Annotated in this window: 38 protein-coding genes; all 38 read right to left on the bottom strand. The window is 63.8% G+C overall.

Translation table 11 applies throughout. The features are described 5' to 3' along the window. Window positions 1-1278, bottom strand: coding sequence for an amino acid ABC transporter permease (locus GU920_RS08500; RefSeq protein ID WP_161766613.1), 1278 nt, complete (start codon window positions 1276-1278; stop codon window positions 1-3). 129 nt (window positions 1279-1407) lie between these two features. After that, a complete protein-coding gene (locus GU920_RS08495) occupies window positions 1408-2427 on the bottom strand; it encodes an amino acid ABC transporter substrate-binding protein (RefSeq protein WP_161766612.1) in 1020 nt (339 codons plus the stop codon). Between the two features lie 248 nt (window positions 2428-2675). Further along, the gene (locus GU920_RS08490; protein WP_161766611.1) at window positions 2676-3383 is read right to left on the bottom strand and encodes an ATP12 family chaperone protein; all 708 of its coding nucleotides are present in this window, start codon (window positions 3381-3383) and stop codon (window positions 2676-2678) included. Beyond that, window positions 3380-4426, bottom strand: a complete 1047-nt coding sequence (locus GU920_RS08485) for an RluA family pseudouridine synthase (protein ID WP_161766610.1) — start codon at window positions 4424-4426, stop codon at window positions 3380-3382. Before GU920_RS08485 ends, GU920_RS08490 begins: the two co-directional genes overlap by 4 nt. Continuing rightward, complete coding sequence (gene crcB, locus GU920_RS08480) at window positions 4423-4791, bottom strand: fluoride efflux transporter CrcB (protein WP_161766609.1); 369 nt, start codon at window positions 4789-4791, stop codon at window positions 4423-4425. The genes GU920_RS08485 and crcB overlap by 4 nt, the downstream gene beginning before the upstream one ends. Before the next feature lie 341 nt (window positions 4792-5132). Next, a complete protein-coding gene (locus GU920_RS08475) occupies window positions 5133-6446 on the bottom strand; it encodes a replication-associated recombination protein A (protein ID WP_161766608.1) in 1314 nt (437 codons plus the stop codon). A gap of 38 nt (window positions 6447-6484) precedes the next feature. After that, the gene (locus tag GU920_RS08470; protein WP_161766607.1) at window positions 6485-7879 is read right to left on the bottom strand and encodes a trypsin-like peptidase domain-containing protein; all 1395 of its coding nucleotides are present in this window, start codon (window positions 7877-7879) and stop codon (window positions 6485-6487) included. Window positions 7880-7956: 77 nt separating this feature from the next. Next, entirely contained in the window at window positions 7957-8544 is a 588-nt protein-coding gene (locus tag GU920_RS08465; RefSeq protein ID WP_161766606.1) for an acyl-homoserine-lactone synthase, read from the bottom strand. A 49-nt stretch (window positions 8545-8593) separates the two neighbouring features. Next, window positions 8594-9205 (bottom strand): helix-turn-helix transcriptional regulator, encoded by a 612-nt coding sequence (locus GU920_RS08460; RefSeq protein ID WP_161766605.1) that lies wholly within the window; start codon window positions 9203-9205, stop codon window positions 8594-8596. Window positions 9206-9454: 249 nt separating this feature from the next. Then, on the bottom strand, window positions 9455-9874 hold the full coding sequence (rplQ, locus tag GU920_RS08455) for a 50S ribosomal protein L17 (RefSeq protein WP_161766604.1): 420 nt from the start codon (window positions 9872-9874) through the stop codon (window positions 9455-9457). A 142-nt stretch (window positions 9875-10016) separates the two neighbouring features. Then, complete coding sequence (locus tag GU920_RS08450; protein ID WP_161766603.1) at window positions 10017-11033, bottom strand: DNA-directed RNA polymerase subunit alpha; 1017 nt, start codon at window positions 11031-11033, stop codon at window positions 10017-10019. 116 nt (window positions 11034-11149) lie between these two features. Then, window positions 11150-11548, bottom strand: a complete 399-nt coding sequence (rpsK, locus tag GU920_RS08445) for a 30S ribosomal protein S11 (protein WP_161766602.1) — start codon at window positions 11546-11548, stop codon at window positions 11150-11152. 12 nt (window positions 11549-11560) lie between these two features. Further along, window positions 11561-11929: a 30S ribosomal protein S13 gene (rpsM, locus tag GU920_RS08440; protein WP_161766601.1), complete on the bottom strand. Its 369-nt coding sequence runs from the start codon at window positions 11927-11929 to the stop codon at window positions 11561-11563. 188 nt (window positions 11930-12117) lie between these two features. Further along, window positions 12118-12702, bottom strand: a complete 585-nt coding sequence (locus GU920_RS08435) for an adenylate kinase (RefSeq protein WP_161766600.1) — start codon at window positions 12700-12702, stop codon at window positions 12118-12120. A 16-nt stretch (window positions 12703-12718) separates the two neighbouring features. Beyond that, a complete protein-coding gene (gene secY / locus GU920_RS08430) occupies window positions 12719-14077 on the bottom strand; it encodes a preprotein translocase subunit SecY (RefSeq protein ID WP_161766599.1) in 1359 nt (452 codons plus the stop codon). Between the two features lie 100 nt (window positions 14078-14177). Beyond that, window positions 14178-14657 (bottom strand): 50S ribosomal protein L15, encoded by a 480-nt coding sequence (gene rplO, locus GU920_RS08425; RefSeq protein WP_161766598.1) that lies wholly within the window; start codon window positions 14655-14657, stop codon window positions 14178-14180. Between the two features lie 142 nt (window positions 14658-14799). Beyond that, window positions 14800-15183 (bottom strand): ectoine synthase, encoded by a 384-nt coding sequence (locus tag GU920_RS08420; RefSeq protein ID WP_161766597.1) that lies wholly within the window; start codon window positions 15181-15183, stop codon window positions 14800-14802. A gap of 144 nt (window positions 15184-15327) precedes the next feature. Next, complete coding sequence (gene rpmD, locus GU920_RS08415) at window positions 15328-15522, bottom strand: 50S ribosomal protein L30 (protein WP_161766596.1); 195 nt, start codon at window positions 15520-15522, stop codon at window positions 15328-15330. Between the two features lie 2 nt (window positions 15523-15524). Then, window positions 15525-16097 (bottom strand): 30S ribosomal protein S5, encoded by a 573-nt coding sequence (gene rpsE, locus GU920_RS08410; protein ID WP_161766595.1) that lies wholly within the window; start codon window positions 16095-16097, stop codon window positions 15525-15527. 110 nt (window positions 16098-16207) lie between these two features. After that, window positions 16208-16567 carry a 50S ribosomal protein L18 gene (gene rplR / locus GU920_RS08405; RefSeq protein ID WP_161766594.1) on the bottom strand — a complete coding sequence of 120 codons (360 nt, stop codon included), beginning with the start codon at window positions 16565-16567 and terminating at the stop codon, window positions 16208-16210. An 11-nt stretch (window positions 16568-16578) separates the two neighbouring features. Then, window positions 16579-17112, bottom strand: a complete 534-nt coding sequence (gene rplF / locus GU920_RS08400; RefSeq protein ID WP_161766593.1) for a 50S ribosomal protein L6 — start codon at window positions 17110-17112, stop codon at window positions 16579-16581. 10 nt (window positions 17113-17122) lie between these two features. After that, complete coding sequence (gene rpsH / locus GU920_RS08395) at window positions 17123-17521, bottom strand: 30S ribosomal protein S8 (protein WP_161766592.1); 399 nt, start codon at window positions 17519-17521, stop codon at window positions 17123-17125. A gap of 13 nt (window positions 17522-17534) precedes the next feature. Further along, complete coding sequence (gene rpsN, locus GU920_RS08390; RefSeq protein WP_101921441.1) at window positions 17535-17840, bottom strand: 30S ribosomal protein S14; 306 nt, start codon at window positions 17838-17840, stop codon at window positions 17535-17537. An 18-nt stretch (window positions 17841-17858) separates the two neighbouring features. Then, the gene (gene rplE, locus GU920_RS08385) at window positions 17859-18419 is read right to left on the bottom strand and encodes a 50S ribosomal protein L5 (protein ID WP_161766591.1); all 561 of its coding nucleotides are present in this window, start codon (window positions 18417-18419) and stop codon (window positions 17859-17861) included. After that, window positions 18419-18724, bottom strand: coding sequence for a 50S ribosomal protein L24 (gene rplX, locus GU920_RS08380; RefSeq protein WP_161766590.1), 306 nt, complete (start codon window positions 18722-18724; stop codon window positions 18419-18421). Before rplX ends, rplE begins: the two co-directional genes overlap by 1 nt. Then, a complete protein-coding gene (rplN, locus tag GU920_RS08375) occupies window positions 18724-19092 on the bottom strand; it encodes a 50S ribosomal protein L14 (RefSeq protein WP_023666245.1) in 369 nt (122 codons plus the stop codon). Before rplN ends, rplX begins: the two co-directional genes overlap by 1 nt. 81 nt (window positions 19093-19173) lie before the next feature. After that, a complete protein-coding gene (gene rpsQ / locus GU920_RS08370; protein WP_023666244.1) occupies window positions 19174-19407 on the bottom strand; it encodes a 30S ribosomal protein S17 in 234 nt (77 codons plus the stop codon). Between the two features lie 12 nt (window positions 19408-19419). Continuing rightward, window positions 19420-19620, bottom strand: a complete 201-nt coding sequence (rpmC, locus tag GU920_RS08365; RefSeq protein ID WP_031339252.1) for a 50S ribosomal protein L29 — start codon at window positions 19618-19620, stop codon at window positions 19420-19422. Window positions 19621-19860: 240 nt separating this feature from the next. Further along, window positions 19861-20274, bottom strand: a complete 414-nt coding sequence (gene rplP, locus GU920_RS08360; RefSeq protein WP_161766589.1) for a 50S ribosomal protein L16 — start codon at window positions 20272-20274, stop codon at window positions 19861-19863. A gap of 14 nt (window positions 20275-20288) precedes the next feature. Next, window positions 20289-21005, bottom strand: a complete 717-nt coding sequence (gene rpsC, locus GU920_RS08355; protein ID WP_161766588.1) for a 30S ribosomal protein S3 — start codon at window positions 21003-21005, stop codon at window positions 20289-20291. Further along, window positions 21005-21385 carry a 50S ribosomal protein L22 gene (rplV, locus tag GU920_RS08350; protein WP_161766587.1) on the bottom strand — a complete coding sequence of 127 codons (381 nt, stop codon included), beginning with the start codon at window positions 21383-21385 and terminating at the stop codon, window positions 21005-21007. Before rplV ends, rpsC begins: the two co-directional genes overlap by 1 nt. A gap of 3 nt (window positions 21386-21388) precedes the next feature. Further along, window positions 21389-21667 carry a 30S ribosomal protein S19 gene (gene rpsS / locus GU920_RS08345; protein ID WP_161766586.1) on the bottom strand — a complete coding sequence of 93 codons (279 nt, stop codon included), beginning with the start codon at window positions 21665-21667 and terminating at the stop codon, window positions 21389-21391. 3 nt (window positions 21668-21670) lie between these two features. Further along, entirely contained in the window at window positions 21671-22510 is an 840-nt protein-coding gene (rplB, locus tag GU920_RS08340) for a 50S ribosomal protein L2 (RefSeq protein ID WP_161766585.1), read from the bottom strand. Between the two features lie 161 nt (window positions 22511-22671). After that, on the bottom strand, window positions 22672-22968 hold the full coding sequence (locus GU920_RS08335; protein ID WP_161766584.1) for a 50S ribosomal protein L23: 297 nt from the start codon (window positions 22966-22968) through the stop codon (window positions 22672-22674). Continuing rightward, the gene (gene rplD / locus GU920_RS08330; RefSeq protein ID WP_161766583.1) at window positions 22965-23585 is read right to left on the bottom strand and encodes a 50S ribosomal protein L4; all 621 of its coding nucleotides are present in this window, start codon (window positions 23583-23585) and stop codon (window positions 22965-22967) included. Before rplD ends, GU920_RS08335 begins: the two co-directional genes overlap by 4 nt. Continuing rightward, entirely contained in the window at window positions 23582-24301 is a 720-nt protein-coding gene (gene rplC / locus GU920_RS08325; RefSeq protein WP_161766582.1) for a 50S ribosomal protein L3, read from the bottom strand. Before rplC ends, rplD begins: the two co-directional genes overlap by 4 nt. A gap of 13 nt (window positions 24302-24314) precedes the next feature. Then, window positions 24315-24623 (bottom strand): 30S ribosomal protein S10, encoded by a 309-nt coding sequence (gene rpsJ, locus GU920_RS08320; protein ID WP_023666234.1) that lies wholly within the window; start codon window positions 24621-24623, stop codon window positions 24315-24317. Window positions 24624-24758: 135 nt separating this feature from the next. Beyond that, window positions 24759-25312, bottom strand: a 554-nt coding sequence (locus GU920_RS08315; protein WP_268894586.1) for an EF-Tu C-terminal domain-related protein, incomplete at its 5' end; no start/stop codon positions are given.

Below are 25312 nucleotides of genomic sequence, written 5' to 3'. Positions count from 1 at the left end.
TCAACGCGCCTTGATCTGAACGGTGGAGTTGTAGAAGTTCATCAACGCCGAGATGATCAGGCTGATCGTCAGATAAATTAGCATCATCAGCAGCATGCATTCCAGCTCGCGCCCCGTCTGGTTCAGCGTGATGCCGCCCAGCGTGCCGCGCAGGTCCAGATAGGAAACCGCGATCCCCAGCGAGGTGTTCTTCGTCAGGTTCAGATACTGGCTGATCAGCGGCGGGATGATCACGCGCAGCGCCTGCGGCAGGATGATCAGGTTCATCGTCCGCCCCGGCCGCAGGCCCAGCGCGAAAGCAGCCTCCGACTGCCCGCGCGAAATCGCAAGGATCCCCGCCCGCACGATTTCCGCGATGAAGGCCGCCGTATACAGCGCCAGCGCGATCACCAGCGCGGTAAAGGAATGGGCCACAAGGATGCCGCCCTGAAAGTTGAAGCCGCGCAATTCCGGGATTTCCAGATGCAGGCCCAGCGCCACGCTCAGCGCGATCACCGGCCCGAATAGCACAAGGATCGACTTCCACCATGTGACGGGCCGATCCCCGGTCGCCTCCTGCTGCGCCCGCGCCGAGGCGAGGATGCGCCGGTTCACCCAGACCGATCCCGCAATCACAAGGATATAGGCCAGCGTCGTCAGGTTCACCGACATGAACCCAAGGTCCGCACTGCCAAGGCCACGATCAAACAGCGGTGACGGAATGTTCGTCCCCCGGTTCGTCACCGCCACCGAATCCCACAGGATCATGGATGCCGCCGGCGCCTCACCCGCCGCCGCCATCTCATCCGTCACCCGGAAATCGCGCGGTTGCGGCGTCGTCTCGGACAGGATCACATAAGACAGCAGGATCCACAGAAGCAGCGGCACATTACGAAACATCTCGACATAGACGGTCATCAGCCCGGCCACGAGCCAGTTCTTCGACAGCCGCAGCACACCCACGACCACCCCAATGACCGTCGCCAGCACACAGCCGATGATCGCCACCACCAGCGTGTTGATCAGCCCCACCAGCAGCGCGCGGAAATGGGTGCTGTCATTCGTGTAAGGGATCAGCGCCTGCCCGATGTCATATCCGGCACGCTGCCACAGGAAGCCAAAATTGAACTCCTTCCCCCGCGTTGCAAGGTTGTTGGCCGTGTTGTTCAACAGCCAGGCCAGAAACAGCGCGAACAGGATCAGCACGAACACCTGAATGGTGACCGACCGGTACCGCGTATCGTAGATGAGCATCGAGAGCCGAAAGGATTCCTTCGGCACGTCACTGGCCACTGCCATTGAATTTCCCCTGTGTTTGCGCGCTTTTGCGAAACGCGAACCCCGGTGGTCCGGGTGTTCCTTCGGTTGCCGGTTCCGGCCCGGAATGGGCCGGGGGCGCCCCTGCGGACGCCCCCGGTCAGTCTCAGATCAACGGAGCGGCGGGGCGTATTGCAGGCCGCCCTGCGTCCACAGCGCGTTCAGACCGCGCGCCAGGTTGATCGCGGTGCCTTCGCCGATATTGGCGGCAAAGACCTCGCCATAGTTGCCGACCGCCGCGATCGCGTTCTTGAACGCCGCATTGTCCAGGCCGATCTTCACGCCCATGTCACCCGACAGGCCCAGAAGACGCTTCACTTCCTCATCCGCGGTCGAGGTGGCAACCTCTTCCACATTGGCCTTGGTGATGCCCTTCTCTTCCGCGATCAGCAGCGCGTAATAGGTCCAGCGGACGATATCGCCCCAGTTGTTGTCGCCATGGCGCACCACCGGGCCGAGCGGCTCTTTCGAGATGATCTCGGGCAGGATGATGTGGTTGGCGGCATCCGGCATCGTCGCGCGCGACGCGGCCAGACCCGACGCATCCGTGGTATAGGCGTCGCAAGCACCGGCCAGATACTGGCGCTGCGCTTCCGAATCGTCGGCCACGGTCACCGGCTGATAGCTGATGTTGTTCTGCTTGAAGAAGTCGGCAAGGTTCAGCTCGGTCGTGGTGCCGGTCTGGATGCAGACCGTCGCGCCGTCCAGCTCCTTGGCCGAAGACACGCCCAGATCGCTCTTCACCATGAAGCCCTGGCCGTCATAGTAGTTCACCGCCACGAAATCGAGCGCCAGTTCCGTGTCGCGCGAATAGGTCCAGGTGGAGTTGCGGATCAGCACGTCCACTTCGCCCGACTGCAGCGCCGTGAAGCGCGTCTCGCCCGTGGTCGGCACAAAGCGCACTTTCGTCGCATCGCCAAAGATCGCCGCGGCCAGAGCGCGGCACAGGTCCACGTCAAAGCCGGTCCAGTTGCCGCTTGCATCCGGCGCGCCAAAGCCCGTCAGGCCGGTGTTGGAACCGCAGATCAGTTCGCCCCGTGCCTTGACCGCTTCCAGCGTCGCCTGAGCCGACGCCGCACCCGCCACCATCGTGGTGGCCGCTACAACGCCGAGGAATACGGATTTTTTCATTCTTACCTCTTCCTGAGTATGCCGCCCTTGTCCCGAGCGGCGGTTATTTGTCCCCTGTGGCACATCTTCGCGCCCCAGAGGCGGAACCGACAGGAGATGCGCCTCTCCCAGTGCTTTGCAGTTTCTTCCGAAGCGGTTTGAAAGGTCAAGCACTACCCGAAAACAATCGAAAACCATTGCCATATCAAGGCTTTGCCTACCCCTGCTGCCGCTTTGGGCGCATCCTGCCGCAAAATCGGGCAGCATTGTCACCCGCACAATGCATAGAATCGACTCGCCGCATCGAAAGCCGCCCGCTTATGCGCCTCCATCGCGGCGGCGTCCTCGTCCTCGCCCCATTGCTCGATCTGCCACGTCTCGTCGATCCGCGACAGCGCCCAGGCCTCTTGCGCGCTCAGCCGCCCTTCCGTGACGGCAAGGCCCAGCACCAGCGAACCCGAAATCGCCACCAGATCATGCAACGCCGCCAGCCGGAATTCCGATTGCGCCGCCACGCGGTCGCGCAGCGCCGCGACCGCGGCCTCGGGCTGCGGCACCGGGATCACGCCCGATGTCACGCGCAATTCCGCGCCCAGCACATCCGCCGCCCAGCCCAGCAGCGGATCCCACCCCGCCGCCTGCCGCGCGATCAGCGGCTCCGGCCCCGTCGCGCGATAGCACAAGAGATCCGATCCGCCATAGGCCACCACGATCGCCACCACCTCGGCGCGCTGGGGCACGATCTTGTCGATCGCCGAATTGGCCGCCCGCGTCACCGGCATCGTGTCAGGCCGCACCTCGCCCGTCTGCGCGTCCCACTCCGCCGCGATGGCCTGCGCCATCTCCAGCGTCGGCACCACCAGCGGCGCCTTGGCCGGGGTCTTCACCGCCCGCCCGTCCAGCCGCACGGTAAAGCCGCCCGCACAGGGCTCGGCCACCGCCGCCTGCCAGAACCGTTTCGCCTTCCAGCCGCTCACTTGAACACCGTGAAGGGATCGGCCGGCACATCCCCCTCTTTCCAGTCCAGCACCTTCCACGTCCGCGCCATATGCTCGGGCAGAGGCGCGGTGAAGGTCATCTCCTCCTTGGTCACCGGATGCTCCACCACCAGCATCCGCGCGTGCAGATGCAGCTTGCGGCTGATGTCGCCCCCCACCGCCGCGCCCCAGCCATCGCCCTGATTGTCGGCCTCCGAACCGCCATACTTGCCATCCCCGATGATCGGATGCCCCAGCTCCGCCATATGCGCGCGCAGCTGATGCGTCCGCCCCGTCACCGGCTCCAGCGCCATCCAGCTCAACCGCGTCCCAAGGAACCACAGCACGAAGTAATCCGTATGCGCGCGCTTGGCCTCGGGGAAATCGCCCATCTTCGCGGGATGGACACAGATCATCTTCTCCCCCTCGCCGCGCTTGCCATGGCCCGGCGCCTTCATCAGCCCGTATTTGATGGATCCCTTCTTGGGGTTCGGCACCCCCGCCACCACCGCCCAATAGATCTTGCGCGTGTTGCGATGCCGCAGCGCCTCCGACAGGTTCCGCGCCACCCGGTCGGTGCGCGCCAGCATCAAGAGGCCAGAGGTATCCTTGTCCAGCCGGTGCACCAGCTTGGGCCGCTCCTTGTAGCCGAACTTCAACGCCTCGGTCAGCCCGTCCACATGCCGGTCGCCCTGCCCGCTGCCCCCCTGCGACGGCAGACCTGCGGGCTTGTTCAGCACGATCATATGCTCATCCATCCACAGCACGCAGTCCTGGATCATCTTGGCATCCGCCGCGCTCACCCCTTCCACCCGGGGCCGCGCCGGGGCATTAGGATCGGGCAAAGGCGGCACCCGGATCGCCTGACCGGGGATCACCCGGTCCGATGCCTTGGCCCGCGCGCCATCCACCCGCACCTGCCCCGTGCGGCACATCTTCTCCACCGCACCTTGCGTCACATGCGGAAACCGCCGCTTGAACCAGCGGTCCAGCCGCTGTTCCCCCTCGTCTTCCGATACGGTCAGGGTCTGCACGCCATTCATGGGGCGATACTCCGGGCAAGGGCCGCGCCAAGCGCCACGGCAGCAAGGGACAGGACAACCGACGCCGCGACATAGGCCGCCGCCTGCACCGCCTGCCCCGCCTCCCACAGCTTCAAGGCATCCAGCGAAAAGGCCGAAAATGTGGTGAACCCGCCAAGGAAACCCGCCACCAGCAGGGGCGCAAGCGGCGTTCGCTCCGTCAGGGCCACATAAACCATTCCGATCGCAAAAGAGCCTGCAACATTCACCACCAGCGTCCCGAGCGGCCAGCCGGGCATCACCCGCCCGGCCCCAACCAGAACGAGGAAGCGCGCCACGGAACCCGCGGCCCCGCCCAAGGCAACAAGAAGAATGGTCTGGATCATGGGCTTTCCATTGCGCCAAGGGGCCGGAATGTCAACCGGCGACACCCCGTCCACGCCCCCCACCACCCGGCCTGCCCCTTCACCTTGGCCCAAATACCCCAATCCCACGCCCCCACCCCGCGCCTCGGCCCGGCAACAGCGCCTTTCCCTCTCCCCCACTTCCGGGGGAGAGGGTCAGGGAGAGGGGGCAACTTCGCGCATCAGCGCACCGTTAACCATGTTCTCGCCACCCTCTCTCTCGAAATTTGTATGCACGTCGGTATGCACACCGGTATGCACGGCCCGCTGCACCGGATGCGGCACCGCCGATCCCGCCCAAGCGCTTGAAAAGATTTAAAATCCTACTGCCCGCCCTGCCGCTTCGCGCGCAGCCGGGCGAAATACTCCACCCGCTTTTTCAACTCGCGCTCGAACCCCCGCTCGGGCGGCGCATAGAAGACCGGGCGCTTCATTCCTTCGGGGAAATAGTCCTGCCCCGAAAACCCGTCCTCAGCATCATGGTCATAGGCATAGCCCGCCCCATAGCCGATCTCCTTCATCAGCTTCGTGGGCGCATTCAGGATATGGCGCGGCGGCATCAGCGAACCCGTCTCCCGCGCGGCGGCCCGCGCCGCCTTGTAGGCCACGTAGACCCCGTTCGATTTCGGCGCCAGCGCCAGATAGACCACGGCATTCGCCAGCGCCAACTCGCCCTCGGGCGATCCCAGCCGCTCATAGGTCTGCCAGCTGTCGATGCAGATCCCCTGCGCCTGCGGATCGGCCAGACCGATATCCTCCACCGCCATCCGCACCAGCCGCCGCGCCAGAAAGCGGGGGTCCTCCCCCCCTTCCAGCATCCGCGCGAACCAGTACAGCGCCCCGTCCGGGTCCGATCCCCGGATGGATTTGTGCAGGGCCGAGATCAGGTTGTAATGCTCCTCGCCCGACTTGTCATACTTCGCCGCCCGCCGCATCAGGCGGCTCGCCAGTTGCGCCCGGTCCAGCGGCCGCTCCACCTTCCACGCCGCCACCTGCTCGATCAGGTTCAGACAGGCCCGCCCATCCCCATCCGCCATCTCCAGCATCGCCTCCCGCGCCTCGCCCGTCAGCGGCAGGTTGCGGCCCAGCTCCTTTTCCGCCCGCTGCGCCAGCAATTCCAGATCGGCCAGGGACAGCCGTTCCAGCACGATCACCTGCGCCCGGCTCAACAGCGCAGCGTTCAACTCGAAACTGGGGTTCTCCGTCGTCGCCCCCACCAGAAGGATCGTCCCATCCTCCATATGCGGCAGGAACCCGTCCTGCTGCGCCTTGTTGAAACGGTGGATCTCATCCACGAACAAAAGCGTCCCCTGCCCGTTCTGCCGCCGGATCTTCGCCTGCTCGAACACCTTCTTCAGGTCCGGCACCCCGGTGAAGATCGCGCTGATCTGCACGAAAGCCAGATCCGTCTCATCCGCCAGAAGCCGCGCGATGGTGGTCTTGCCCACCCCCGGCGGCCCCCACAGGATCAGCGAACTCAAGGACCGCGCCGCCAGCATCGCCCCCAGCGGCCCATCGGGCGACAGCACATGCCCCTGCCCGATCACCTCGGCCAGCCGCTTCGGCCGCAACCTGTCGGCCAACGGGCGGGGGCCCTCGGCATTGCTTTTCGGAACGCTGTCAAACAGATCGGCCATGCCAGCACCATATCCCCGCCACCCGGCCTGCGAAAGCCTCAGAACCGGAAGCGCAGCCGCATGGGCTGCCCCTGCCGGATCAGATCGATCTCCCAGACCCGCGCGCCCATCGCGGCCAGCGCCTCCACATCCGCCGGGCTGCCCACCGCAGCGCCATTGATGCCCAAAATCACATCCCCCCGCTGGAACCCCGCCCGCTCGGCCAGATCCTCGGCCTGCAACACCGCCACGCCCGTGGCCTGCATCGGCAGGCCCAACTCCTCCGTCACCGCCGGATTGATCCGCACCACCGTCAGCCCCCGCAGCGCCACATCCTCGATCACCGTCGTCTGGTCGCGCGGGGGGTCATCCGGCGCGGGCGCCAGCATCATGGTGGCCCGCTGCTCCTGCCCGCCCCGCAACCAGACCAGTTCCGCCTCCGCACCCACCCCCAGCGCCGCCATGCGGAAGATCACCTCCTGCGGCGTGTTGGTGGGCGCGCCCCCCAGCGACAGGATCACATCGCCCGGCTGCACCCCCGCCGCCGCAAAGGGGCTTTGCGGATGCACCTCGGCAATCACCACCCCGTCAGGCCGCGCCAGACCCAGCCCCTCGGCCAGCGCCGCATCCATCGCCTGTCCCGTCACCCCCGCCCAAGGCCGGGCAAAGCGCGTCGCCCCCGCCTGCGCCTGATCCACGATGCTTCGCACCAGATTGGCCGGGATCGCGAAACCGATCCCGTTCGATCCGCCCCCCCGCGTCAGGATCGCGGTGTTGATCCCCACCAGCCGCCCCTGCACATCCACCAGCGCGCCGCCGGAATTGCCCGGGTTGATGGCGGCATCGGTCTGGATGAAATACCCACGGCCCTCCCCCACCTGCAGGGCCGATCGCGCCAGCCCCGACACGATCCCCGACGAAACCGTCTGCCCCACCCCGAACGGGTTGCCGATGGCCAGCACCAGATCGCCCACCTCCAGCTCGTCCGAATTCCGCAAGGGCAGGAAGGGCAACCCCTCCGCATCCCGCAACCGCAGCACGGCCAGATCGCTTTCCTCATCCCCCAGGATCACATCCGCCGCATATTCGCGCCGGTCGTTCAGCACGACGCGGATCTCCGTCGCCTGCCCCACGACATGATAGTTCGACACCACAATCCCATCGGCGCTGACGATCACCCCCGACCCCAGCGAGTTCTGCACCCGCGGCTGCGCCGGCCCCAGCGCCTCGAAGAACTGGTTGAAGAAGGGATCATCGGCAAACATAGACCGCCGCGCCTGCACGATCCGCGTGGCATAGATGTTCACAACGGCAGGCGCCGCCTGTTTCACAACGGGCGCAAAGGACAGGGCAATCTCGGCCTGCGCCTGCGGCACCTGCACCTCGGTCTGTGCAAAAGCCACCATCGGCTGGACCGCGGAAAGCGCGAGCACAAGGTGAAGCGAGCGGATCATGGGGTCACTCCTTGATTGGCCTTGCCCCCGATATGCGCCTGCGCCGCGCGGCACACAAGCACCGCGCGGCGCGGCGGTCAGTGCATCCGCGTCTGCATGCTGATCGTGACGCAGACGCTGCGCATCCCGCCCGTATCCAGCACCGGCCCGGCGGGGATGCAGTCCAGCCCCACCCGCCGCGCCAGCCGCGGCGCATGTTCCGGGATAATCCCCAGCAGCGACACCGCCCCCAGCGCACGGGCAGAGATGACCATCTCATGGATCAGCCGCATCTGTACCCGCAGCCGGTCTGCCGCAGGCACAAGGTCGGATACGAAGACCCGGCTCGATTCCCAGATGTTTGGATCGACCGGCGCCTCGAAACCCAGCAGATCGGCCGGGATCGTCTCCAGCAGCCCCCGCTGCGCATCCCGGATCATGTAGGAATAGATGCCACAGCGATGCACCGTCGGCGTCAGCCGCACACCCGCCATCACCGCGCCGCCCTCATGCACGGCCACCCAGCGGCTGGCAGGGGTGTCATACTGATCAAACTCCATCCCGTCCGCTTCGGGCAGGTTCCATCCGTTGTTGCGGATAAAGGTGCGGTGCCGGGCGCGGAACAGATCGGCGAACAACGTGCCATGGTCATGCAGGTTGTTGTAGGAAAGGGTCGTGACTTCCATCGGTGGTCTCCTTCTCAGGGTGGGTAAACCTGCGAAGGGATGGCCTGCGTCACAGCAGCCTGTATTCGCGCGCCTTTCTGATCGCTTCCGACGTTGTCCGCGCCTCAAGCCGGACACGCGCCGACACAAGCCGCGCCTTCAGGGCGCTTTCCGAGATGCCGAGTTTCCCCGCCGCTGCCGCATGGCGATCCCCATCGGCCAGACATTGAAGCGCCTCGATCTGAGCCCGCGTCAGTTCGTTCGGCGGTTTCGCTTCGATATGCAGCCGGATCGTTATCTCCCTCAGCGCAGCCAGTTCCGCATCGTCGAACTCGCGATCCGCACGGGCAACGCCCACGATCGACCGCGAGGTGATGGGACCGTAAGACGACACCGCACCGAATTTCAGCCCGTGCGACGCCGCCTTGGCCATGACGCTGAAAGGATCAGGCAGGGGGATGGCGCTCCACCGCGTGGTGCCCTCGACACCCACGCCCCAGAACACCAGAGGATCCCGCAGATAGTAGGAATGGCTGTTATAGAAATCGCGCCACTCCGCCGGATAACTGCTCTTGTAGACCAGCGGACTGGCATAGCGGATGTGCAGCCCAACGGAATACCCCATCGGGGCGAGCTGATCGAGCGCATCAAGCAACTGGTTAACCACCTTACGTTCTGACATGTCCGCCCTGCGCGAGCGCGCCCCCTTCAACCAAAGATTGTTACCCATGACGCGCACATCCGCACAAGGGGAAACAGCCCACACCCACATCGGCAGCTTACAATCGGGGCTCCGGCGGGCCAAGCGCGCCCACAAGTCCCGCTCGCATGACGCCGCGTAACGCTGATTGCACCCGGGTCCCGGAATGACAAAAGCCCGCCTTTCGGCGGGCTTTCACAGAAACCGGGCAGACCGGCACAGATCCGGGGATCAATCCTCGGCGGCTTCGGCCGCTTCGAGGCGGGCGCGATCAGCGGCGCCCTTGGCATTGGGATCGCGGTCCACAAACTCGATGATGGCCATCGGCGCCATGTCGCCATAGCGGAACCCGGCCTTCAGGACGCGCAGATAGCCCCCGTTGCGCGCCTTGTAGCGCGGGCCGAGGATTTCGAACAGACGCGCCACATGGCGGTCTTCCTTCAGCTGCGCCGCCGCCTGACGGCGGGCATGCAGATCACCACGCTTGGCCAGCGTGATCAGCTTTTCCACGATCGGGCGCAGTTCCTTGGCCTTGGGCAGGGTCGTCTTGATCTGCTCGTGCTCGATCAGCGATCCGGCCATGTTGGCCCACAGGGCCTTGCGGTGTTCGTGGGTACGGTTCAGGCGGCGATAGCCGCGGGCGTGACGCATGATGTTCTCCTATCGTCTCGTTTTGCTTTGTGTTGGACCCCGTGCGTAGCGGGGTCCGTCGTTGGGCTTTCGCCGGTCATTCCCCGCCAGCGCGGGCATTGTCTTGCGTAGGATGGGCAATGCTTGCCCATCCTACCTTTCCTCAGAACTGGTCTTCGAAGCGTTTTGCCAGATCTTCGATGTTCTCCGGCGGCCAATCCTCGACTTCCATGCCAAGGTGCAGGCCCATGCCCGAAAGCACTTCCTTGATCTCGTTCAGCGACTTGCGGCCAAAGTTCGGGGTCCGCAGCATCTCGGCCTCGGTCTTCTGGATCAGGTCGCCGATATAGACGATGTTGTCGTTCTTCAGGCAGTTGGCCGAACGCACCGACAGTTCCAGCTCGTCCACCTTCTTCAGAAGCAGCGGGTTGAACTCGAGCCCCGCATCCACTTCGCCCAGCTTGGCCGATTCCGGCTCGTCGAAGTTGACGAAGATCGACAGCTGATCCTGAAGGATGCGCGCGGCATAGGCCACGGCGTCATCCGGCGTCAGCGACCCGTCGGTTTCGATCTTCATGGTCAGCTTGTCATAGTCCAGCACCTGCCCCTCGCGGGTGGGCTGCACTTCGTAAGAAACCTTCTTCACCGGCGAATAGATCGCATCAATCGGGATCAGACCGATCGGCGCATCCTCCGGGCGGTTCTTGTCGGCCGCGACATAGCCCTTGCCGGTATTCACCGTCAGTTCCATGAACACATCCGCGCCATCGTCGAGGTGGCAGATCACGTGGTCCTTGTTCAGAACCTCGATCCCGTTGCTTTCCGAGATGTCACCCGCCGTCACCACGCCCGGCCCCTTGGCCGAAATCGACAGCCGCTTCGGCCCCTCGACTTCCATCTTCAGGCTCACGCCTTTCAGGTTCAGCACGATGTCGGTCACGTCTTCACGCACACCGGCCACGCTCGAGAACTCATGCAGCACGTTGTCGATCTGCACGCTGGTGATGGCCGCGCCCTGCAGCGACGACATCAGCACGCGGCGCAGCGCGTTGCCCAGCGTCAGGCCGAACCCGCGCTCCAGCGGCTCGGCGATCACCGTCGCCACGCGCGACGGATCAGCCCCGGGCTTGACCACCAGCTGCGACGGTTTGATCAATTCCTGCCAGTTCTTGTGGATCATGCTTTCGCCTCCATACTTGCCCGCTGCCCATGTCCAGTTAGCAGCAGACGCCCGAGGATCAGAAATAGCGGAAGCGGGCCGCACCCGAAGGCACGGCCCGCCCCTTTGAAATGGTCTTAGACGCGGCGGCGCTTCGGCGGGCGGCAGCCGTTATGCGCAAGCGGGGTCACATCGCGGATCGAGGTGATGTTGAAACCCACGGCGGCCAGCGCGCGCAGCGCCGACTCGCGGCCCGAACCCGGGCCCTGCACTTCGACTTCCAGCGTCTTCACGCCATGTTCCTGCGCCTTGCGGCCCGCATCTTCGGCGGCCATCTGGGCGGCATAGGGCGTGGATTTCCGCGATCCCTTAAAGCCCATGGTGCCGGCCGACGACCACGAAATGGCGTTGCCCTGCACGTCAGAGATCAGGATCTTGGTGTTGTTGAACGACGAATTCACATGCGCCACGCCGGCGGCAATGTTCTTGCGTTCTTTTTTCTTGGTGCGCGCGGCGCTCTTGGTATCACGTGCCATGAATGCCCCTCCTTACTTCTTCTTGCCAGCGATGGCTTTGGCGGGGCCCTTGCGGGTACGGGCGTTCGTGTGGGTACGCTGACCGCGGACCGGCAGGCCCTTGCGGTGACGCAGGCCGCGATAGCAGCCCAGATCCATCAGACGCTTGATGTTCATCGAAACTTCGCGGCGCAGGTCGCCTTCGACGGTGAAGTTCGCGTCGATGAACTCGCGGATCGCCAGAACTTCGGCATCCGACAGCTGGTTCACGCGGCGCGCGCGGTCGATGTTCAGAGAGCTGCAGATGATTTCCGCGTTATGCGGACCGATGCCGGTGATATAAGTCAGGGCAATCGGCACCCGCTTCTGCGTGGGGATGTTGACGCCAGCAATACGTGCCAAACGTATGTTCCTTTTCGTTGCGGTTCCGTGATGCCAGAACCTTTTTTCACAACTCCGGCAGCGCGGGCCTTCCCTTGCCACCGATTCGATCTGACCAGCCAAGCATCAATATGGCCGGACGATTCCCTTGCGGGACGCCGTGCTGTATGGGCTTTTCCCCGGCCCGTCAAGGCCGCGGAACGACCTTTTCACGCTTTGTCAAGCACCGCCGCAATGGCGGCGGCCACGGCGTCCATGCTGGCCATGCCATCAACCTGCCGCAGGTCGCCCTTGGCATGGTAATAGCCGATCAGCGGCGCGGTCTGCTTGTAATAGGCCCGCAGCCGCCCGGCAAAAACCTCGGGCGTGTCATCGGCGCGCACGGGTTGGCCCGCAGCCTGCGCCTCTTCGGCGCGCTTGACGATGCGCCCGACCAGCGCCTCGTCATCCACCACCAGTTCGATCACCGCATCCAGCCGCGCGCCGGACCGCGCCAACAGCGCCCCAAGCGCATCCGCCTGCCGCAGCGTGCGCGGAAAGCCGTCAAAGATGAAACCACCAGCCGCACCTGCGGCCAGCTTCTCCTCGATCAGACCGATCACGATCTCATCGGTGACAAGCTCGCCCCGCGCCATGACCTCGGCCATCTTGCGGCCCATCTCGGTGCCGCTGGTCTTGGCCTCGCGCAGCATGTCCCCGGTGGACAGCTGGACCATGCCCCGCTCATCGACCAGCCGCTTGGCCTGCGTTCCCTTCCCCGCTCCCGGCGGGCCCAGAAGAATGATGTTCGCCATGTCCCCCCCGCCGCGATCAGCGCCGCGCAGGCGCCTTGGGCGCCGTCCGCTTCTTGCCGCGCAGATTGGACTTTTCGATCAGCCCTTCATACTGATGCGCCAGAAGATGTGACTGGATCTGCTGGATCGTATCCATCGTCACCGACACCACGATCAGGACCGACGTCCCCCCGAAATAGAAGGGCAGCCCGACCTCGGCAATCAGCACCTCGGGCAGCAGACAGACCGCCGCCAGATAGGCCGACCCCAGCACCAGCACGCGGTTCACCACATATTCCAGATATTCCTCGGTCTTCTTGCCGGGGCGGATGCCCGGGATGAAGCCCTGCTGGTTCTTCAGGTTCTCGGCCACATCCTCGACCTTGAAGGCCACGTTCGCCGTATAGAAATACGAGAAGAACACGATCATCGCCGCCATCGCCAAAAGATGCAGCGGCTGGCCATAGCCCAGATAGGCCATCATCGTGGACAGCACCGGGTTTGTATCCGACCCCGAGAAGGTGCCGATCGTCGTGGGCAACAGCAGCAGCGACGACGCAAAGATCGCAGGGATCACGCCGGCCGGGTTCACCTTCACCGGCAGGTGCGACGACCCGCCGTCGAAAATCTTCATCCCCACCTGACGGCGCGGATATTGGATGTGGATCTTGCGCAGCGCGCGCTCCATGAACACCACAAAGGCGATGACCGCGATCACCATCACGATGATGCCAAGGATCAGCGGCGTCGAAATCGCCCCCGACCGGCCCTGTTCAAAGAACTGCACCAGCGCGGCCGGGATCTCGGCCACGATGCCCACGAAGATGATCAGCGAAATCCCGTTGCCGATGCCGCGCGCGGTGATCTGCTCGCCCAGCCACATCAGGAACATCGTCCCGCCCACCAGCGTGATCACGCAGGCCGCCTTGAAGAACAGCCCCGGATCATGGGCCAATCCGCCCGCTTCGATGGAAACGGCGATGCCCCAGGCCTGAAAGATCGCCAGCGCCACCGTGCCATAGCGGGTGTACTGGTTAAGCTTCTTGCGCCCCTGCTCGCCTTCTTTCTTCAGCTGCTCCAGCGACGGCACCATAGCCGCGAGCAGCTGCACGATGATCGAGGCGCTGATATAGGGCATGATCCCCAGCGCAAAGATCCCCATCCGGCTGATCGCACCGCCCGTGAACAGGTTCAGCATGCCGCCGATGCCCTGGCTCGCCTGCGTCATGAATTCGCGCAGCGCCGTGCCGTCAATGCCCGGCACCGGGATATAGGTCCCCAGCCGGTACACGATCAGCAACCCGAGGGTATAGAAGATGCGTTGGCGAAGATCGGTCGCCTTGCCAAGGGCGGACCAGCTCAGGTTCGCCGCCATTTGCTCTGCAGCAGATGCCATGCCCAGACTTCTTTCATGGAGGCGCCGCCGAACCGTTTTCCGGTCGGCGGCGCGGGAAAACTCGCCCTGATGTAAGCGGTCCTGCGACCGCTCACAACCGTTATTCAGCCGCAGCCGCCGCCGATGCCTTCACGGTGATCGAACCACCGGCCTTTTCGATGGCCTCGATGGCCGAGGCAGACGCGCCGGTGACCACCAGCTTGACCTTCGACTTGATCTCGCCCTTGCCCAGGATGCGGATCCCGTCACGCTTGTTCGACGTCAGGCCCGCCGCAACCAGCGCGTCCTCGGTGATCTCGCCCTTGATGTCCAGCTTGCCCAGACCGATGAACTTCTCGATCAGGCCAAGGTTCACCACCGCGAATTCCAGACGGTTCGGCTTGTTGAAGCCGCGCTTCGGCAGGCGGCGGTACAGCGGCATCTGGCCGCCCTCATACCCGCCAAGCGCCACGCCCGAACGGGACTTCTGGCCCTTGATCCCGCGCCCGGCGGTCTTGCCCTTGCCCGAACCCGGGCCACGCGCCACACGCTTCTGCTTGCGGGCGGCGCCGTCATTATCGCGCAGTTCATTCAGTTTCATGTCGCATACTCCTTGGCCGGAATACCCATACCTGCGACGGATGAAGGGCAACACGGCATTTCTTGTTGATTCTGTGCCCCGAAGAAGCACCGCGTGGCCTTATCCCACATCCCCCCCGTTGGCAAGCATCGCGGCCCGCGCCCTAGCCCGCCGCGGGATAGCTTCCATCCGCGTCATGCTTTTCCTGCCCGGTCAGCGCAGGGGTAAAGACGCAGATGATCCGCAGATCCGTCTCCGCCCGCAACAGATGCGCCTCGTGCCGGTCCAGCACATAGACGGTCCCCGGCCCCAAGGGCCAGACCTCGCCCGTGGCGATGTTCTCCACCTCGCCCATGCCTTCGATCACATAGTTCGTCTCGATATGGTTGCGGTATTCCAGCCGCTGCTCCGTCCCGCCCTTGCACAGCGTGTCATGCAGAGAATAGCCCAACCCATCGGCGGCCAGCAGGATGCGGCGGCTCTCGAAAGCCGCGCCCTTCACATGGGCCGGCGTGTCGATGACAGAGGCAAGCGTTCTGACGATCATGGATTTCCCCTTTTCCGCACCCGCCCAGCCTGCCGCCTTTCGCCCACCACCGCAACCGGCCCGCAGGAACGCAAAACGCCCCGGGTTTCCCCGGGGCGCGTTCTATCACGGTCAGGCGCAAGGCGGGGTCACCCCGCCGCGCGCTTACCCGCGCTCTTCGATGATCTGCACCAGATGCGGGATCTTCCGCACCATGCCGCGCACCGCCGGGGTATCTTCCAGCTCGCGCGTGCGGTGCATCTTGTTCAGGCCCAGGCCCTTGAGCGTGGCCGTCTGCACGGCCGGGCGGCGGGCGGCCGAGGCCACCTGCTTCACCACGATGGTTTTCTTGGCTGCCATGATCACGCCTCCACTGCTTCGGCTTCAGGCTTCTTCAGGATGTCGGCCACCTTCTTGCCGCGACGGTTCGCGATCTGGCGGGGCGAGGTTTCCTGCTTCAACCCGTCGATGGTGGCGCGGATCATGTTGTAGGGGTTCTGCGACCCGATGGATTTCGCCACCACGTCCTGCACGCCCAGCATCTCGAACACGGCGCGCATCGGACCACCGGCGATGATCCCGGTACCGGCAACGGCCGTCCGCATCACCACCTTGCCCGCGCCATGACGGCCTTCGATGTCATGATGCAGGGTGCGGCTGTCCTTCAGCGGCACGCGGATCAGCGAACGCTTGGCCTGTTCCGTGGCCTTGCGGATCGCTTCCGGCACTTCCTTGGCCTTGCCCTTGCCAAAGCCGACGCGGCCGCGCTGGTCGCCCACCACGACGAGGGCTGCAAAACCGAAACGCTTGCCGCCCTTCACGGTTTTCGACACGCGGTTGATCGCGACCAGACGGTCGGCGAATTCCGGGGTTTCTTCCGGGCGGTTGTCGCGACGGTCGTCACGACGCTCCCGGCGGTTCTCACGTTCTGCCATGAGGCATTCCTTCATGTTGGCGCGGCACGGCGCCGTTATGGGCCAATCCTCGTGCGCCGCGGGGCGGGGCCGGGATCATCGGGGCGGCACTTGCGCGCCGCCCACCTAAATCAGAACTTCAGGCCACCTTCACGGGCAGCTTCGGCAAGCGCCTTGATCTTCCCGTGGAAAATGAAACCGCCGCGGTCGAAATAGCATTCTTCCACACCGGCCTTCTTCGCCCGCTCGGCAATCGCAGCGCCGATCTTGGCCGCAGCCTCGACGTTGTTCTTGCCCACGACGCCCAGTTCCTTCTCGAGCGACGAGGCAGCGGCCACGGTGACCCCCTTCACGTCGTCGATCAGCTGGACGCTGATGTTCTTGGACGAGCGGTGGACCGACAGGCGCAAACGCCCGTTGGCCATCGCCTTGATCTTGTTCCGTACGCGCAGGCGGCGCTTGAGGAACAGCTCTCTCTTGTTGTTCGCCATGGTTGCGCCCCTTACTTCTTCTTGCCTTCCTTGCGGAAGATGTACTCATCCTTGTAGCGGATGCCCTTGCCCTTGTAGGGCTCGGGGCGCTTCCACTCGCGGATGTTCGCCGCAACCTGTCCGACAAGCTGCTGGTCGATGCCTTCCACAACGATTTCGGTCTGCTTCGGCGAGGTGACGGTCACCCCCTTCGGCACTTCGAAGTTCACCTCATGCGAATAGCCGAGCGACAGCTTCAGCACATTCCCGGCCATCGCGGCGCGGTAACCCACGCCCTGGATTTCCAGGTCCTTCTTGAAGCCCTCGGTCACGCCGACCACAAGGTTGGCAACCATCGACCGGGTCATCCCCCACTGCTGGCGCGCGCGCTTCGACAGGCCGCGCGGGGTCACCTTGACGGTGGTCCCCTCGACGGTCAGCGTCACGTCGTCGCCGGCGGTGAAGCTGCGGGTGCCTTTCGGACCCTTCACCTCGATGGTCTGGCCGCTGATGCTTGCCGACACGCCCTTGGGCAGTTCGACCGGTTTCTTTCCAATACGAGACATGCCACCCTCCTCAGAACACGGTGCAGAGCACTTCGCCGCCAACATTGGCAGACCGTGCAGCTGCATCGGACATGACGCCTTTCGGCGTGGAGACGATGGAAACACCCAGACCGTTGCGCACCGACGGGATGTCCTTGACACCCATATAGACGCGGCGGCCCGGCTTGGACACGCGCTTAAGCTCGCGGATCACCGGGGTGCCTTCAAAGTACTTGAGCGAGATCACCAGTTCGCCCTGGCCATTCTCGGTCGTCTTCTTCTCGTAGCCGCGGATGTAGCCTTCCGATTCCAGCACATCCAGAACCCAGGCGCGCAGCTTGGAAGCCGGCGTCGCGACGGTGGATTTGCCGCGCAGTTGCGCGTTGCGGATGCGGGTCAGCATATCGCCGAGAGGATCGTTCATAGACATCTGTGCTCCTCCCTTACCAGCTCGACTTGACCATGCCCGGGATCTGGCCGAACGAGGCCAGTTCACGCAGCATGATCCGCGACAGCTTCAGCTTACGGTAGTAAGCATGGGGACGGCCCGTCAGCTGGCAGCGGTTATGCAGCCGGGTGGCGGACGAGTTGCGGGGCAGTTCGGCCAGTTTCAGAGTCGCCTTGAAGCGCTCTTCCATCGGCTTGGACTGGTCGTTGATCACCGCCTTCAGTGCCGCGCGCTTGGAAGCGTGCTGCTTCACAAGTTTGGCGCGCTTCACTTCGCGGTTCACCATGGATTTCTTTGCCATATCTCAGGTTCCTCGCGCTTAGGCCGCAAACGGCATGTTGAAGTGCTTCAACAGCGCCTTTGCTTCGGCGTCGGTCTTCGCGGTGGTGCAGATGATGATGTCCATCCCCAGAACCTCATCGACCTTGTCGAAGTTGATCTCGGGGAACACGATGTGCTCTTTCAGGCCCATGGCATAGTTGCCGCGGCCGTCAAAGCTGTTGCCCTTCACGCCGCGGAAGTCGCGGACGCGCGGCAGGGCGATCGTGATCAGACGGTCAAGGAATTCATACATCCGGTCGCCGCGCAGCGTCACCTTGCAGCCCAGCGGCATCTCTTCCCGCACGCGGAAGCCGGCGATCGACTTCTTGGCATGGGTGATGACCGCCTTCTGACCGGCAATCTGCGACAGTTCCTCGGCGGCCTGCTTCACCTTCTTGGTGTCCTTGACCGCTTCGCCGACGCCCATGTTCAGCACGATCTTGTCGAGCTTGGGGATCTGCATGTCGTTCTTGTAGCCAAACTCTTCCTTCATCGCGGCGCGGATGCGGGCGATGTAGTCGGCCTTGGCGCGGGGGGTATAGGTGGCTTGGTCCAGCATCAGATCGCATCCCCGGTGGACTTGGCGTAACGCACCTTCTTGTCGCCCTCCATGCGGAAGCCGACGCGGGTGGGTTTGCCGTTCTTGTCAACGATGGCCAGGTTCGACAGATCGACCGGCAGCGCCTTCGCCAGACGGCCGCCCTGCGACGAAGCCGACTGCTTGGTGTGCCGGATCGCGACGTTCACGCCGTCGACGATGGCCTTGTTTTCCTTGGGCATAACGGCGGAAATCTCGCCCTTCTTGCCCTTGTCCTTGCCGGTCAGAACGATGACCGTATCACCCTTTTTCAGCTTCGCAGCCATCACAGCACCTCCGGTGCCAGCGAGATGATCTTCATGAAGTTCTTCGCACGCAGCTCGCGCACGACCGGCCCGAAGATACGGGTGCCGACCGGTTCGCCCTGGTTGTTCAGGATGACGGCGGCATTACGGTCAAAGCGGATCGACGTGCCGTCTTCACGGCGGACTTCCTTGGCGGTGCGCACGACAACGGCCTTGCGGACGTCGCCCTTCTTCACGCGGCCCTTCGGAATGGCTTCCTTCACCGACACCACGATGATGTCGCCGACGGACGCATAGCGGCGGTGCGAACCGCCCAGAACCTTGATGCACTGAACCCGGCGCGCGCCGGAGTTGTCAGCAACATCCAGATTGGTCTGCATCTGGATCATTGGGTTACTCCCGACCTTTGGGAACGGTCATGATCTGCAACCGTCCCAGGGTTTCGTTCGTGCCGAACGGAGGTTTGAGGCTTACGCCTCGACAACCACCGTCCAGCGTTTCGTTTTCGAGATCGGCGCGCACTCTTCGATGCGAACAGTGTCACCGACCTTGAACTTGTTGTGCTCGTCGTGGGCCCGGTACTTCTTGGACTTGCGGACGGTCTTTTGCAGCAGCGGGTGCTTGAAGCGGCGCTCTACCAGAACGGTAATCGTCTGCTCGTTCTTGTCCGAGGTCACGACACCTTGCAGGATACGCTTGGGCATTTCGTGGTCCTCTTACTTCGCGGCTTCAGCGGCTTTTTGGTTCAGCACCGTCTTGATGCGCGCCACATCCTTGCGGATGGCGTTGAACCGGGCGGTGTTCTCAAGCTGGCCGGTGGCCTGCTGGAAGCGCAGGTTGAAGGCTTCCTTCTTCAGCGCGACCAGGCTGTCACGCAGCTGGTCAGGGGTCTTGCCCCGCAGTTCTTCGGCTTTCACGGCCTTTGTCCTTTTCTCAATCACCAGAGAGCCCCTTACACGAAGGGTAACCCTGAACCCGGTGGATCAATGATGAATCAACGATTCCGAGTCGCCCCGGAACCGTGGATGCGCCCACTTACAGGTGACCCGTCCCAAGAGCAAGCCCTAGTTTGATCGCCGAGCATATCCAACAAAAGCAAAGGCCCCCGCCGTTTCCGGCAGGGGCCCTGCATCGGGCGGGGTTCTCCCCGCCGATCCTTACCAGTCTTCGCGGGCCACGACGCGGGTCGTCACCGGCAGCTTCATCGCGCCCAGACGCAGCGCTTCACGCGCGATCACTTCGGACACTCCGTCGATCTCGAACATGATGCGGCCCGGCTTCACCTTCGCCGCCCAGTAATCGACCGAACCCTTGCCCTTACCCATACGCACTTCGGTCGGCTTCGACGACACCGGCACATCGGGGAACACGCGGATCCAGACCCGGCCCTGACGCTTCATGTGGCGGGTGATCGCGCGGCGGGCCGCTTCGATCTGACGCGCCGTCACACGCTCGGGCTCGGTGGCTTTCAGCGCAAAGGAGCCGAAGTTCAGCAGAAAGCCGCCCTTCGCCTCGCCGTGGATACGGCCCTTGTGCTGTTTGCGGAACTTGGTCCGTTTCGGTTGCAGCATTTCCTTCTACTCCCTTACGCGCGTTCGCGGTCGCGGCGCGGCGCACGCGGTGCAGCACCGTCCTGCGCTTCGGCCTGACGGCGATCATGGGCCTGCGGATCATGCTCAAGGATCTCGCCCTTGAAGATCCACACCTTCACACCGATGATCCCATAGGGCGTCTCGGCTTCCGACAGCGCATAGTCGATGTCGGCGCGCAGCGTGTGCAGCGGAACGCGGCCTTCGCGGTACCACTCGGTCCGCGCGATTTCCGCGCCACCCAGACGGCCCGACACGTTGACCCGGATCCCCAGCGCACCCATCCGCATGGCGTTCTGCACGCCCCGCTTCATGGCACGGCGGAAAGACACCCGGCGCTCCATCTGCTGGGCGATCGATTCCGCCACCAGCTGGGCATCGACTTCCGGCTTGCGGACCTCGACGATGTTCAGGTGCAGTTCCGACTTGGTGAACACCGTCAGCTTCTTGCGAAGCGTCTCGATATCCGCGCCCTTCTTGCCGATGATCACGCCCGGACGCGCGGTGTGGATGGTCACACGGCACTTCTTGTGCGGACGCTCGATGATCACACGGCTGACACCGGCCTGCTTGCACTCTTCGTGGATGAACTCACGCATGCGCAGGTCTTCCAGCAGCAAGTTGCCGTAATCCTTCGACTCGGCAAACCAGCGGCTATCCCAGGTCCGGTTGACCTGCAGGCGCATCCCGATGGGGTTGACCTTCTGACCCATTATGCAGACTCCCCGACTTGACGCACCTTGATGGTGATCTCGCTGAACGGTTTCATGATCTTGCCGAACCGGCCGCGTGCACGCGGACGGCCACGCTTCATCACCAGGTTCTTGCCAACCCAGGCTTCGGCGACGACAAGGCTGTCAACGTCGAGATTGTGGTTGTTCTCCGCATTGGCGATCGCCGACTGCAGGCACTTCTTCACGTCACCGGCGATACGGCGCTTCGAGAAGGTGAGGTCGGCCAGCGCCTTTTCCACCTTCTTGCCGCGGATCATGCCCGCCACGAGGTTCAGCTTCTGCGGCGAGGTGCGAAGCATCCGGGCAATCGCCATCGCTTCGTTGTCCGCCACGCGGCGCGGATTCTTTTCCTTACCCATGGCTTACTTCCTCTTGGCTTTCTTGTCGGCGGCGTGACCGTAATAGGTCCGCGTGGGGGAGTATTCCCCGAACTTCTGGCCGATCATTTCTTCGGTCACGTTGACGGGGATGTGCTTGTGCCCGTTGTAGACCCCGAAGGTCAGGCCAACGAACTGCGGCAGGATGGTGGAACGGCGCGACCAGATCTTGATCACTTCGTTCTTGCCCGATTCCCGCGCCTTCTCGGCCTTCTTCAGGACGTAAGCATCGACAAACGGGCCTTTCCAGATGGAACGAGTCATGGATTAGCGCCCTTTTTTCTTGGCGTGACGCGAACGGACGATGTACTTGTCCGTCTGCTTGTTCGACCGGGTCCGGTTGCCCTTGGTGCCCTTGCCCCACGGCGTGACCGGGTGACGGCCACCCGAGGTGCGGCCTTCACCACCACCATGCGGGTGATCGATCGGGTTCATCGCAACACCACGCACGGTCGGGCGGATGCCCATGTGACGGCGGCGCCCGGCCTTGCCGAAGTTCTGGTTCGAGTTGTCGGGGTTGGACACGGCGCCGATGGTCGCCATGCACTCCTGACGCACCATCCGCAATTCGCCCGAAGACAGGCGGATCTGCGCATAGCCACCGTCACGGCCCACGAACTGGGCATAGGTGCCCGCCGCACGCGCCAGCTGGCCGCCCTTGCCGGGCTTCAGCTCGACGTTGTGCACGATCGTCCCGATCGGCATGCCGCTGAACGGCATGGCGTTGCCCGGCTTCACGTCGGTCTTGGCGCCGGCGATCACCTGATCGCCCACCGCCAGACGCTGCGGCGCAAGAATGTAGGACAACTCGCCATCCGCATACTTCACCAGCGCGATGAAGGCGGTCCGGTTCGGATCGTATTCGATCCGCTCCACGGTCGCCGCAATGTCGAACTTGCGGCGCTTGAAATCCACAACGCGGTACAGGCGCTTTGCGCCGCCGCCCTTGTGCCACATCGTGACACGTCCGGTGTTGTTCCGGCCGCCCGTCTTCGTCAGACCCTCGGTAAGGGCTTTGACAGGGCGTCCTTTCCACAGCTCCGAACGGTCGATCAGAACCAGCCCACGCTGGCCAGGCGTCGTCGGTTTATACGACTTGAGTGCCATGCTCTCTGTCTTCCGTCAGCTAGGGGCCGCATCAAGCGACCCGTTGGTTATAGGGCTCCGAAGATCCCCGATTTCGGTTCCCGCCCGCCGGGCAAGAAACCGGATTCCTTAAAAATCCACGGCCCCGGAAACCCGGGGCCGCAAGATTCGTGCGGCTTCTATCAGAGGCCCGTGGCCACGTCGATAGTGTTCCCCTCCTCGAGGGTCACATAGGCCTTCTTCTTGTCCGACCGCTCGCCGGGGCGACCGCGGAACTTCTTCGCCTTGCCCTTGGACACAACGGTGTTCACCGCCTTGACCTTCACGCCAAAGACCGCCTCGACGGCTTCCTTGATCGCGGGCTTGGTGGCGTCCATCGCCACCTGAAACACGACCGCACCGTTCTCCGATGCCATGGTGGCCTTCTCGGTGATGATCGGCTTCTTGATCAGGTCGTAATGTTCGGGTTTCGCGCTCATTTCAGACGAGCCTCCAAGGCTTCGACACCCGCCTTCGTGATCACCAGCGTGTCACGCTTCAGGATGTCATAGACGTTTGCGCCGATGGTCGGCAGCACGTCGATCCCCTCGAGGTTGCGGGCCGCCAGCGCGAAATTCGCGTCAACATCCGCACCATCGATGACCAGCACGCGCTTCCAGCCCCGCTCCTTGACGGTCTTGGCCAGCATCGCCGTCTTGGCTTCCGCCATGGCAAGGCTGTCCACAATCACCAGCTCACCCGCCTTGGCCTTGGCCGAAAGCGCATGACGCAGGCCGAGGGCCCGGAACTTCTTCGGCAGGTCATGGGCGTGCGACCGCGGGGTCGGGCCCTTGTAGACGCCACCATGACGGAAGATCGGCGCCTTGCGGGACCCGTGACGCGCGCCACCGGTGCCCTTCTGGCGATAGATCTTCTTGGTCGAATAGGACACGTCCGACTTGCCCAGAACCGAATGGGTGCCAGCCTGTGCCTTCGCACGCTGCCAGCGCACCACGCGATGCAGGATGTCCGCGCGCGGCTCAAGGCCGAACAGCGCCTCGTCCAGATCGATGGAACCGGCCTTGCCGCCGTCCAGCTTGATCACATCAAGTTTCATGCTTCACCCCCTTCGACCGCGACTTCGGCCGCCGGAGCAGCCGCGCTGCGGATCGCCGCCGGACGCGGAGCGTCCTTCAGCGCGGGCTTCTTCACCGCATCCTTCACGGTGACCCAGCCACCCTTCGATCCCGGGACAGCGCCCTTGACCATGATCAGGCCGCGATCGGCATCCGTGCGCACGACCTGCAGGTTCTGCGTGGTCACGCGGACAGCGCCAAGATGGCCGGCCATCTTCTTGCCCTTGAACACCTTGCCGGGGTCCTGGCACTGGCCAGTGGACCCGTGCGAACGGTGGCTGATCGACACACCGTGCGAGGCCCGCAGACCGCCGAAGTTGTGCCGCTTCATCGCACCGGCAAAACCCTTACCGATCGAGGTGCCCGCGATATCCACGAACTGGCCCGCCAGGTAGTGGTCGGCAGTGATTTCCGCGCCCACGTCGATCAGGTTGTCGGGCGACACGCGGAACTCCGCGATCTTGCGCTTGGGCTCCACATTCGCCTTGGCGAAGTGGCCCCGCTGCGCGGCCGTCGTCCGCTTGGCCTTGGCCGCACCGGCGCCCAGTTGGACAGCCGTATAGCCATCCTTATCGGCGGTGCGTTGTGCCACGACCTGCAGGTTGTCAAGTTGAAGAACGGTCACAGGAACCTGCGTTCCGTTCTCAAGGAACAGCCGGGTCATGCCCAGCTTTTTTGCGATTACGCCAGAGCGCATGGGTCTGCCCTCCTCAAACCTTGATCTCGACATCCACGCCAGCGGCGAGGTCGAGCTTCATCAGCGCGTCCACGGTCTGGGGGGTCGGATCGACGATGTCGAGAAGGCGCTTGTGCGTGCGGATTTCCCACTGGTCGCGCGACTTCTTGTCGATATGCGGACCACGGAGAACCGTGAACTTCTCGATCTTGTTCGGCAGCGGGATCGGGCCGCGCACTTGTGCGCCGGTCCGCTTGGCCGTGTTCACGATTTCCTGCGTGCTGGCATCCAGAACGCGGTAATCGAAGGCCTTGAGCCGGATGCGGATGGTCTGACCTTGCATCTTCTTTTCCTTCGGAACGTAGGCCTCAGCGGCCCATAGGTTCACATTGCGATTGCGTTGCGCCGGGGGGCGTTTCCGCCCCCCGGCGGTTTTCTTCCCGTAGGATGGGCATTACTGCCCATCCTACCTGTCCCATCACTTGATGATCTTCGACACGACGCCGGCGCCGACGGTGCGGCCGCCTTCACGGATGGCGAAGCGCAGCTTCTCTTCCATCGCGATCGGTGCGATCAGCTCGACCTCGAACTTCAGGTTGTCGCCCGGCATCACCATCTCGGTGCCTTCCGGCAGCTTCACCGTCCCCGTCACGTCCGTCGTGCGGAAGTAGAACTGTGGACGGTAGTTCGCGAAGAACGGCGTGTGGCGGCCGCCCTCTTCCTTCGTCAGGATGTAGGCCTCGGCTTCAAAATGCGTGTGCGGGTTCACCGATTTCGGCTTGCACAGCACCTGACCACGCTCCACGCCGTCACGGTCGATCCCGCGCAGCAGAACGCCCACGTTGTCACCGGCTTCCCCACGATCCAGCAGCTTGCGGAACATCTCAACGCCCGTGCAGACCGATTTCTTGGTCTCGCGGATCCCCACGATCTCCACTTCGTCGCCGACGTTGATCACGCCACGCTCCACACGACCCGTCACAACCGTCCCGCGGCCCGAGATCGAGAACACGTCCTCGATCGGCATCAGGA

The sequence above is a fragment of the Paragemmobacter ruber genome (genome assembly GCF_009908315.1).
GTDB lineage: Bacteria > Pseudomonadota > Alphaproteobacteria > Rhodobacterales > Rhodobacteraceae > Paragemmobacter > Paragemmobacter ruber.
The sequence above is the reverse complement of the archived record's forward strand: the minus strand, read 5'-3'. Positions and strand labels throughout refer to the sequence as shown.

Excerpts from the sequence above, each read along its gene's own strand:
- GU920_RS08435 (WP_161766600.1), bottom strand. The coding sequence starts at position 12,702 with ATGGCGAACATCATTCTTCTGGGCCCGCCGGGAGCGGGGAAGGGAACG.
- rpsH (WP_161766592.1), bottom strand. The coding sequence starts at position 17,521 with ATGTCTATGAACGATCCTCTCGGCGATATGCTGACCCGCATCCGCAAC.
- GU920_RS08420 (WP_161766597.1), bottom strand. The coding sequence starts at position 15,183 with ATGATCGTCAGAACGCTTGCCTCTGTCATCGACACGCCGGCCCATGTG.
- secY (WP_161766599.1), bottom strand. The coding sequence starts at position 14,077 with ATGGCATCTGCTGCAGAGCAAATGGCGGCGAACCTGAGCTGGTCCGCC.
- rpsN (WP_101921441.1), bottom strand. The coding sequence starts at position 17,840 with ATGGCAAAGAAATCCATGGTGAACCGCGAAGTGAAGCGCGCCAAACTT.
- rplR (WP_161766594.1), bottom strand. The coding sequence starts at position 16,567 with ATGGCGAACAACAAGAGAGAGCTGTTCCTCAAGCGCCGCCTGCGCGTA.
- rpsE (WP_161766595.1), bottom strand. The coding sequence starts at position 16,097 with ATGGCAGAACGTGAGAACCGCCGGGAGCGTCGTGACGACCGTCGCGAC.
- rplQ (WP_161766604.1), bottom strand. The coding sequence starts at position 9,874 with ATGCGTCACGCCCGCGGCTATCGCCGCCTGAACCGTACCCACGAACAC.
- rplF (WP_161766593.1), bottom strand. The coding sequence starts at position 17,112 with ATGTCTCGTATTGGAAAGAAACCGGTCGAACTGCCCAAGGGCGTGTCG.
- GU920_RS08500 (WP_161766613.1), bottom strand. The coding sequence starts at position 1,278 with ATGGCAGTGGCCAGTGACGTGCCGAAGGAATCCTTTCGGCTCTCGATG.
- GU920_RS08475 (WP_161766608.1), bottom strand. The coding sequence starts at position 6,446 with ATGGCCGATCTGTTTGACAGCGTTCCGAAAAGCAATGCCGAGGGCCCC.
- rplV (WP_161766587.1), bottom strand. The coding sequence starts at position 21,385 with ATGGGTAAGGAAAAGAATCCGCGCCGCGTGGCGGACAACGAAGCGATG.
- GU920_RS08485 (WP_161766610.1), bottom strand. The coding sequence starts at position 4,426 with ATGAATGGCGTGCAGACCCTGACCGTATCGGAAGACGAGGGGGAACAG.
- GU920_RS08335 (WP_161766584.1), bottom strand. The coding sequence starts at position 22,968 with ATGAGCGCGAAACCCGAACATTACGACCTGATCAAGAAGCCGATCATC.
- rpsS (WP_161766586.1), bottom strand. The coding sequence starts at position 21,667 with ATGACTCGTTCCATCTGGAAAGGCCCGTTTGTCGATGCTTACGTCCTG.
- rpsQ (WP_023666244.1), bottom strand. The coding sequence starts at position 19,407 with ATGCCCAAGCGTATCCTGCAAGGTGTCGTGACCTCGGACAAGAACGAG.
- GU920_RS08470 (WP_161766607.1), bottom strand. The coding sequence starts at position 7,879 with ATGATCCGCTCGCTTCACCTTGTGCTCGCGCTTTCCGCGGTCCAGCCG.
- rplC (WP_161766582.1), bottom strand. The coding sequence starts at position 24,301 with ATGCGCTCTGGCGTAATCGCAAAAAAGCTGGGCATGACCCGGCTGTTC.
- rpmD (WP_161766596.1), bottom strand. The coding sequence starts at position 15,522 with ATGGCAGCCAAGAAAACCATCGTGGTGAAGCAGGTGGCCTCGGCCGCC.
- rplN (WP_023666245.1), bottom strand. The coding sequence starts at position 19,092 with ATGATCCAGATGCAGACCAATCTGGATGTTGCTGACAACTCCGGCGCG.
- rplO (WP_161766598.1), bottom strand. The coding sequence starts at position 14,657 with ATGAAACTGAATGAACTGCGCGATAATGACGGCGCCGCCCGCAAGCAG.
- GU920_RS08495 (WP_161766612.1), bottom strand. The coding sequence starts at position 2,427 with ATGAAAAAATCCGTATTCCTCGGCGTTGTAGCGGCCACCACGATGGTG.
- rpsJ (WP_023666234.1), bottom strand. The coding sequence starts at position 24,623 with ATGCAAGGTCAGACCATCCGCATCCGGCTCAAGGCCTTCGATTACCGC.
- rplP (WP_161766589.1), bottom strand. The coding sequence starts at position 20,274 with ATGCTGCAACCGAAACGGACCAAGTTCCGCAAACAGCACAAGGGCCGT.
- rpsC (WP_161766588.1), bottom strand. The coding sequence starts at position 21,005 with ATGGGTCAGAAGGTCAACCCCATCGGGATGCGCCTGCAGGTCAACCGG.
- crcB (WP_161766609.1), bottom strand. The coding sequence starts at position 4,791 with ATGATCCAGACCATTCTTCTTGTTGCCTTGGGCGGGGCCGCGGGTTCC.
- rplE (WP_161766591.1), bottom strand. The coding sequence starts at position 18,419 with ATGCTGGACCAAGCCACCTATACCCCCCGCGCCAAGGCCGACTACATC.
- GU920_RS08450 (WP_161766603.1), bottom strand. The coding sequence starts at position 11,033 with ATGATCCACAAGAACTGGCAGGAATTGATCAAACCGTCGCAGCTGGTG.
- GU920_RS08465 (WP_161766606.1), bottom strand. The coding sequence starts at position 8,544 with ATGGAAGTCACGACCCTTTCCTACAACAACCTGCATGACCATGGCACG.
- rplB (WP_161766585.1), bottom strand. The coding sequence starts at position 22,510 with ATGGCACTCAAGTCGTATAAACCGACGACGCCTGGCCAGCGTGGGCTG.
- GU920_RS08460 (WP_161766605.1), bottom strand. The coding sequence starts at position 9,205 with ATGTCAGAACGTAAGGTGGTTAACCAGTTGCTTGATGCGCTCGATCAG.
- rpsK (WP_161766602.1), bottom strand. The coding sequence starts at position 11,548 with ATGGCACGTGATACCAAGAGCGCCGCGCGCACCAAGAAAAAAGAACGC.
- rplX (WP_161766590.1), bottom strand. The coding sequence starts at position 18,724 with ATGGCTGCGAAGCTGAAAAAGGGTGATACGGTCATCGTTCTGACCGGC.
- rplD (WP_161766583.1), bottom strand. The coding sequence starts at position 23,585 with ATGAAACTTGATGTGATCAAGCTGGACGGCGGCAAGGCCGGTTCCATC.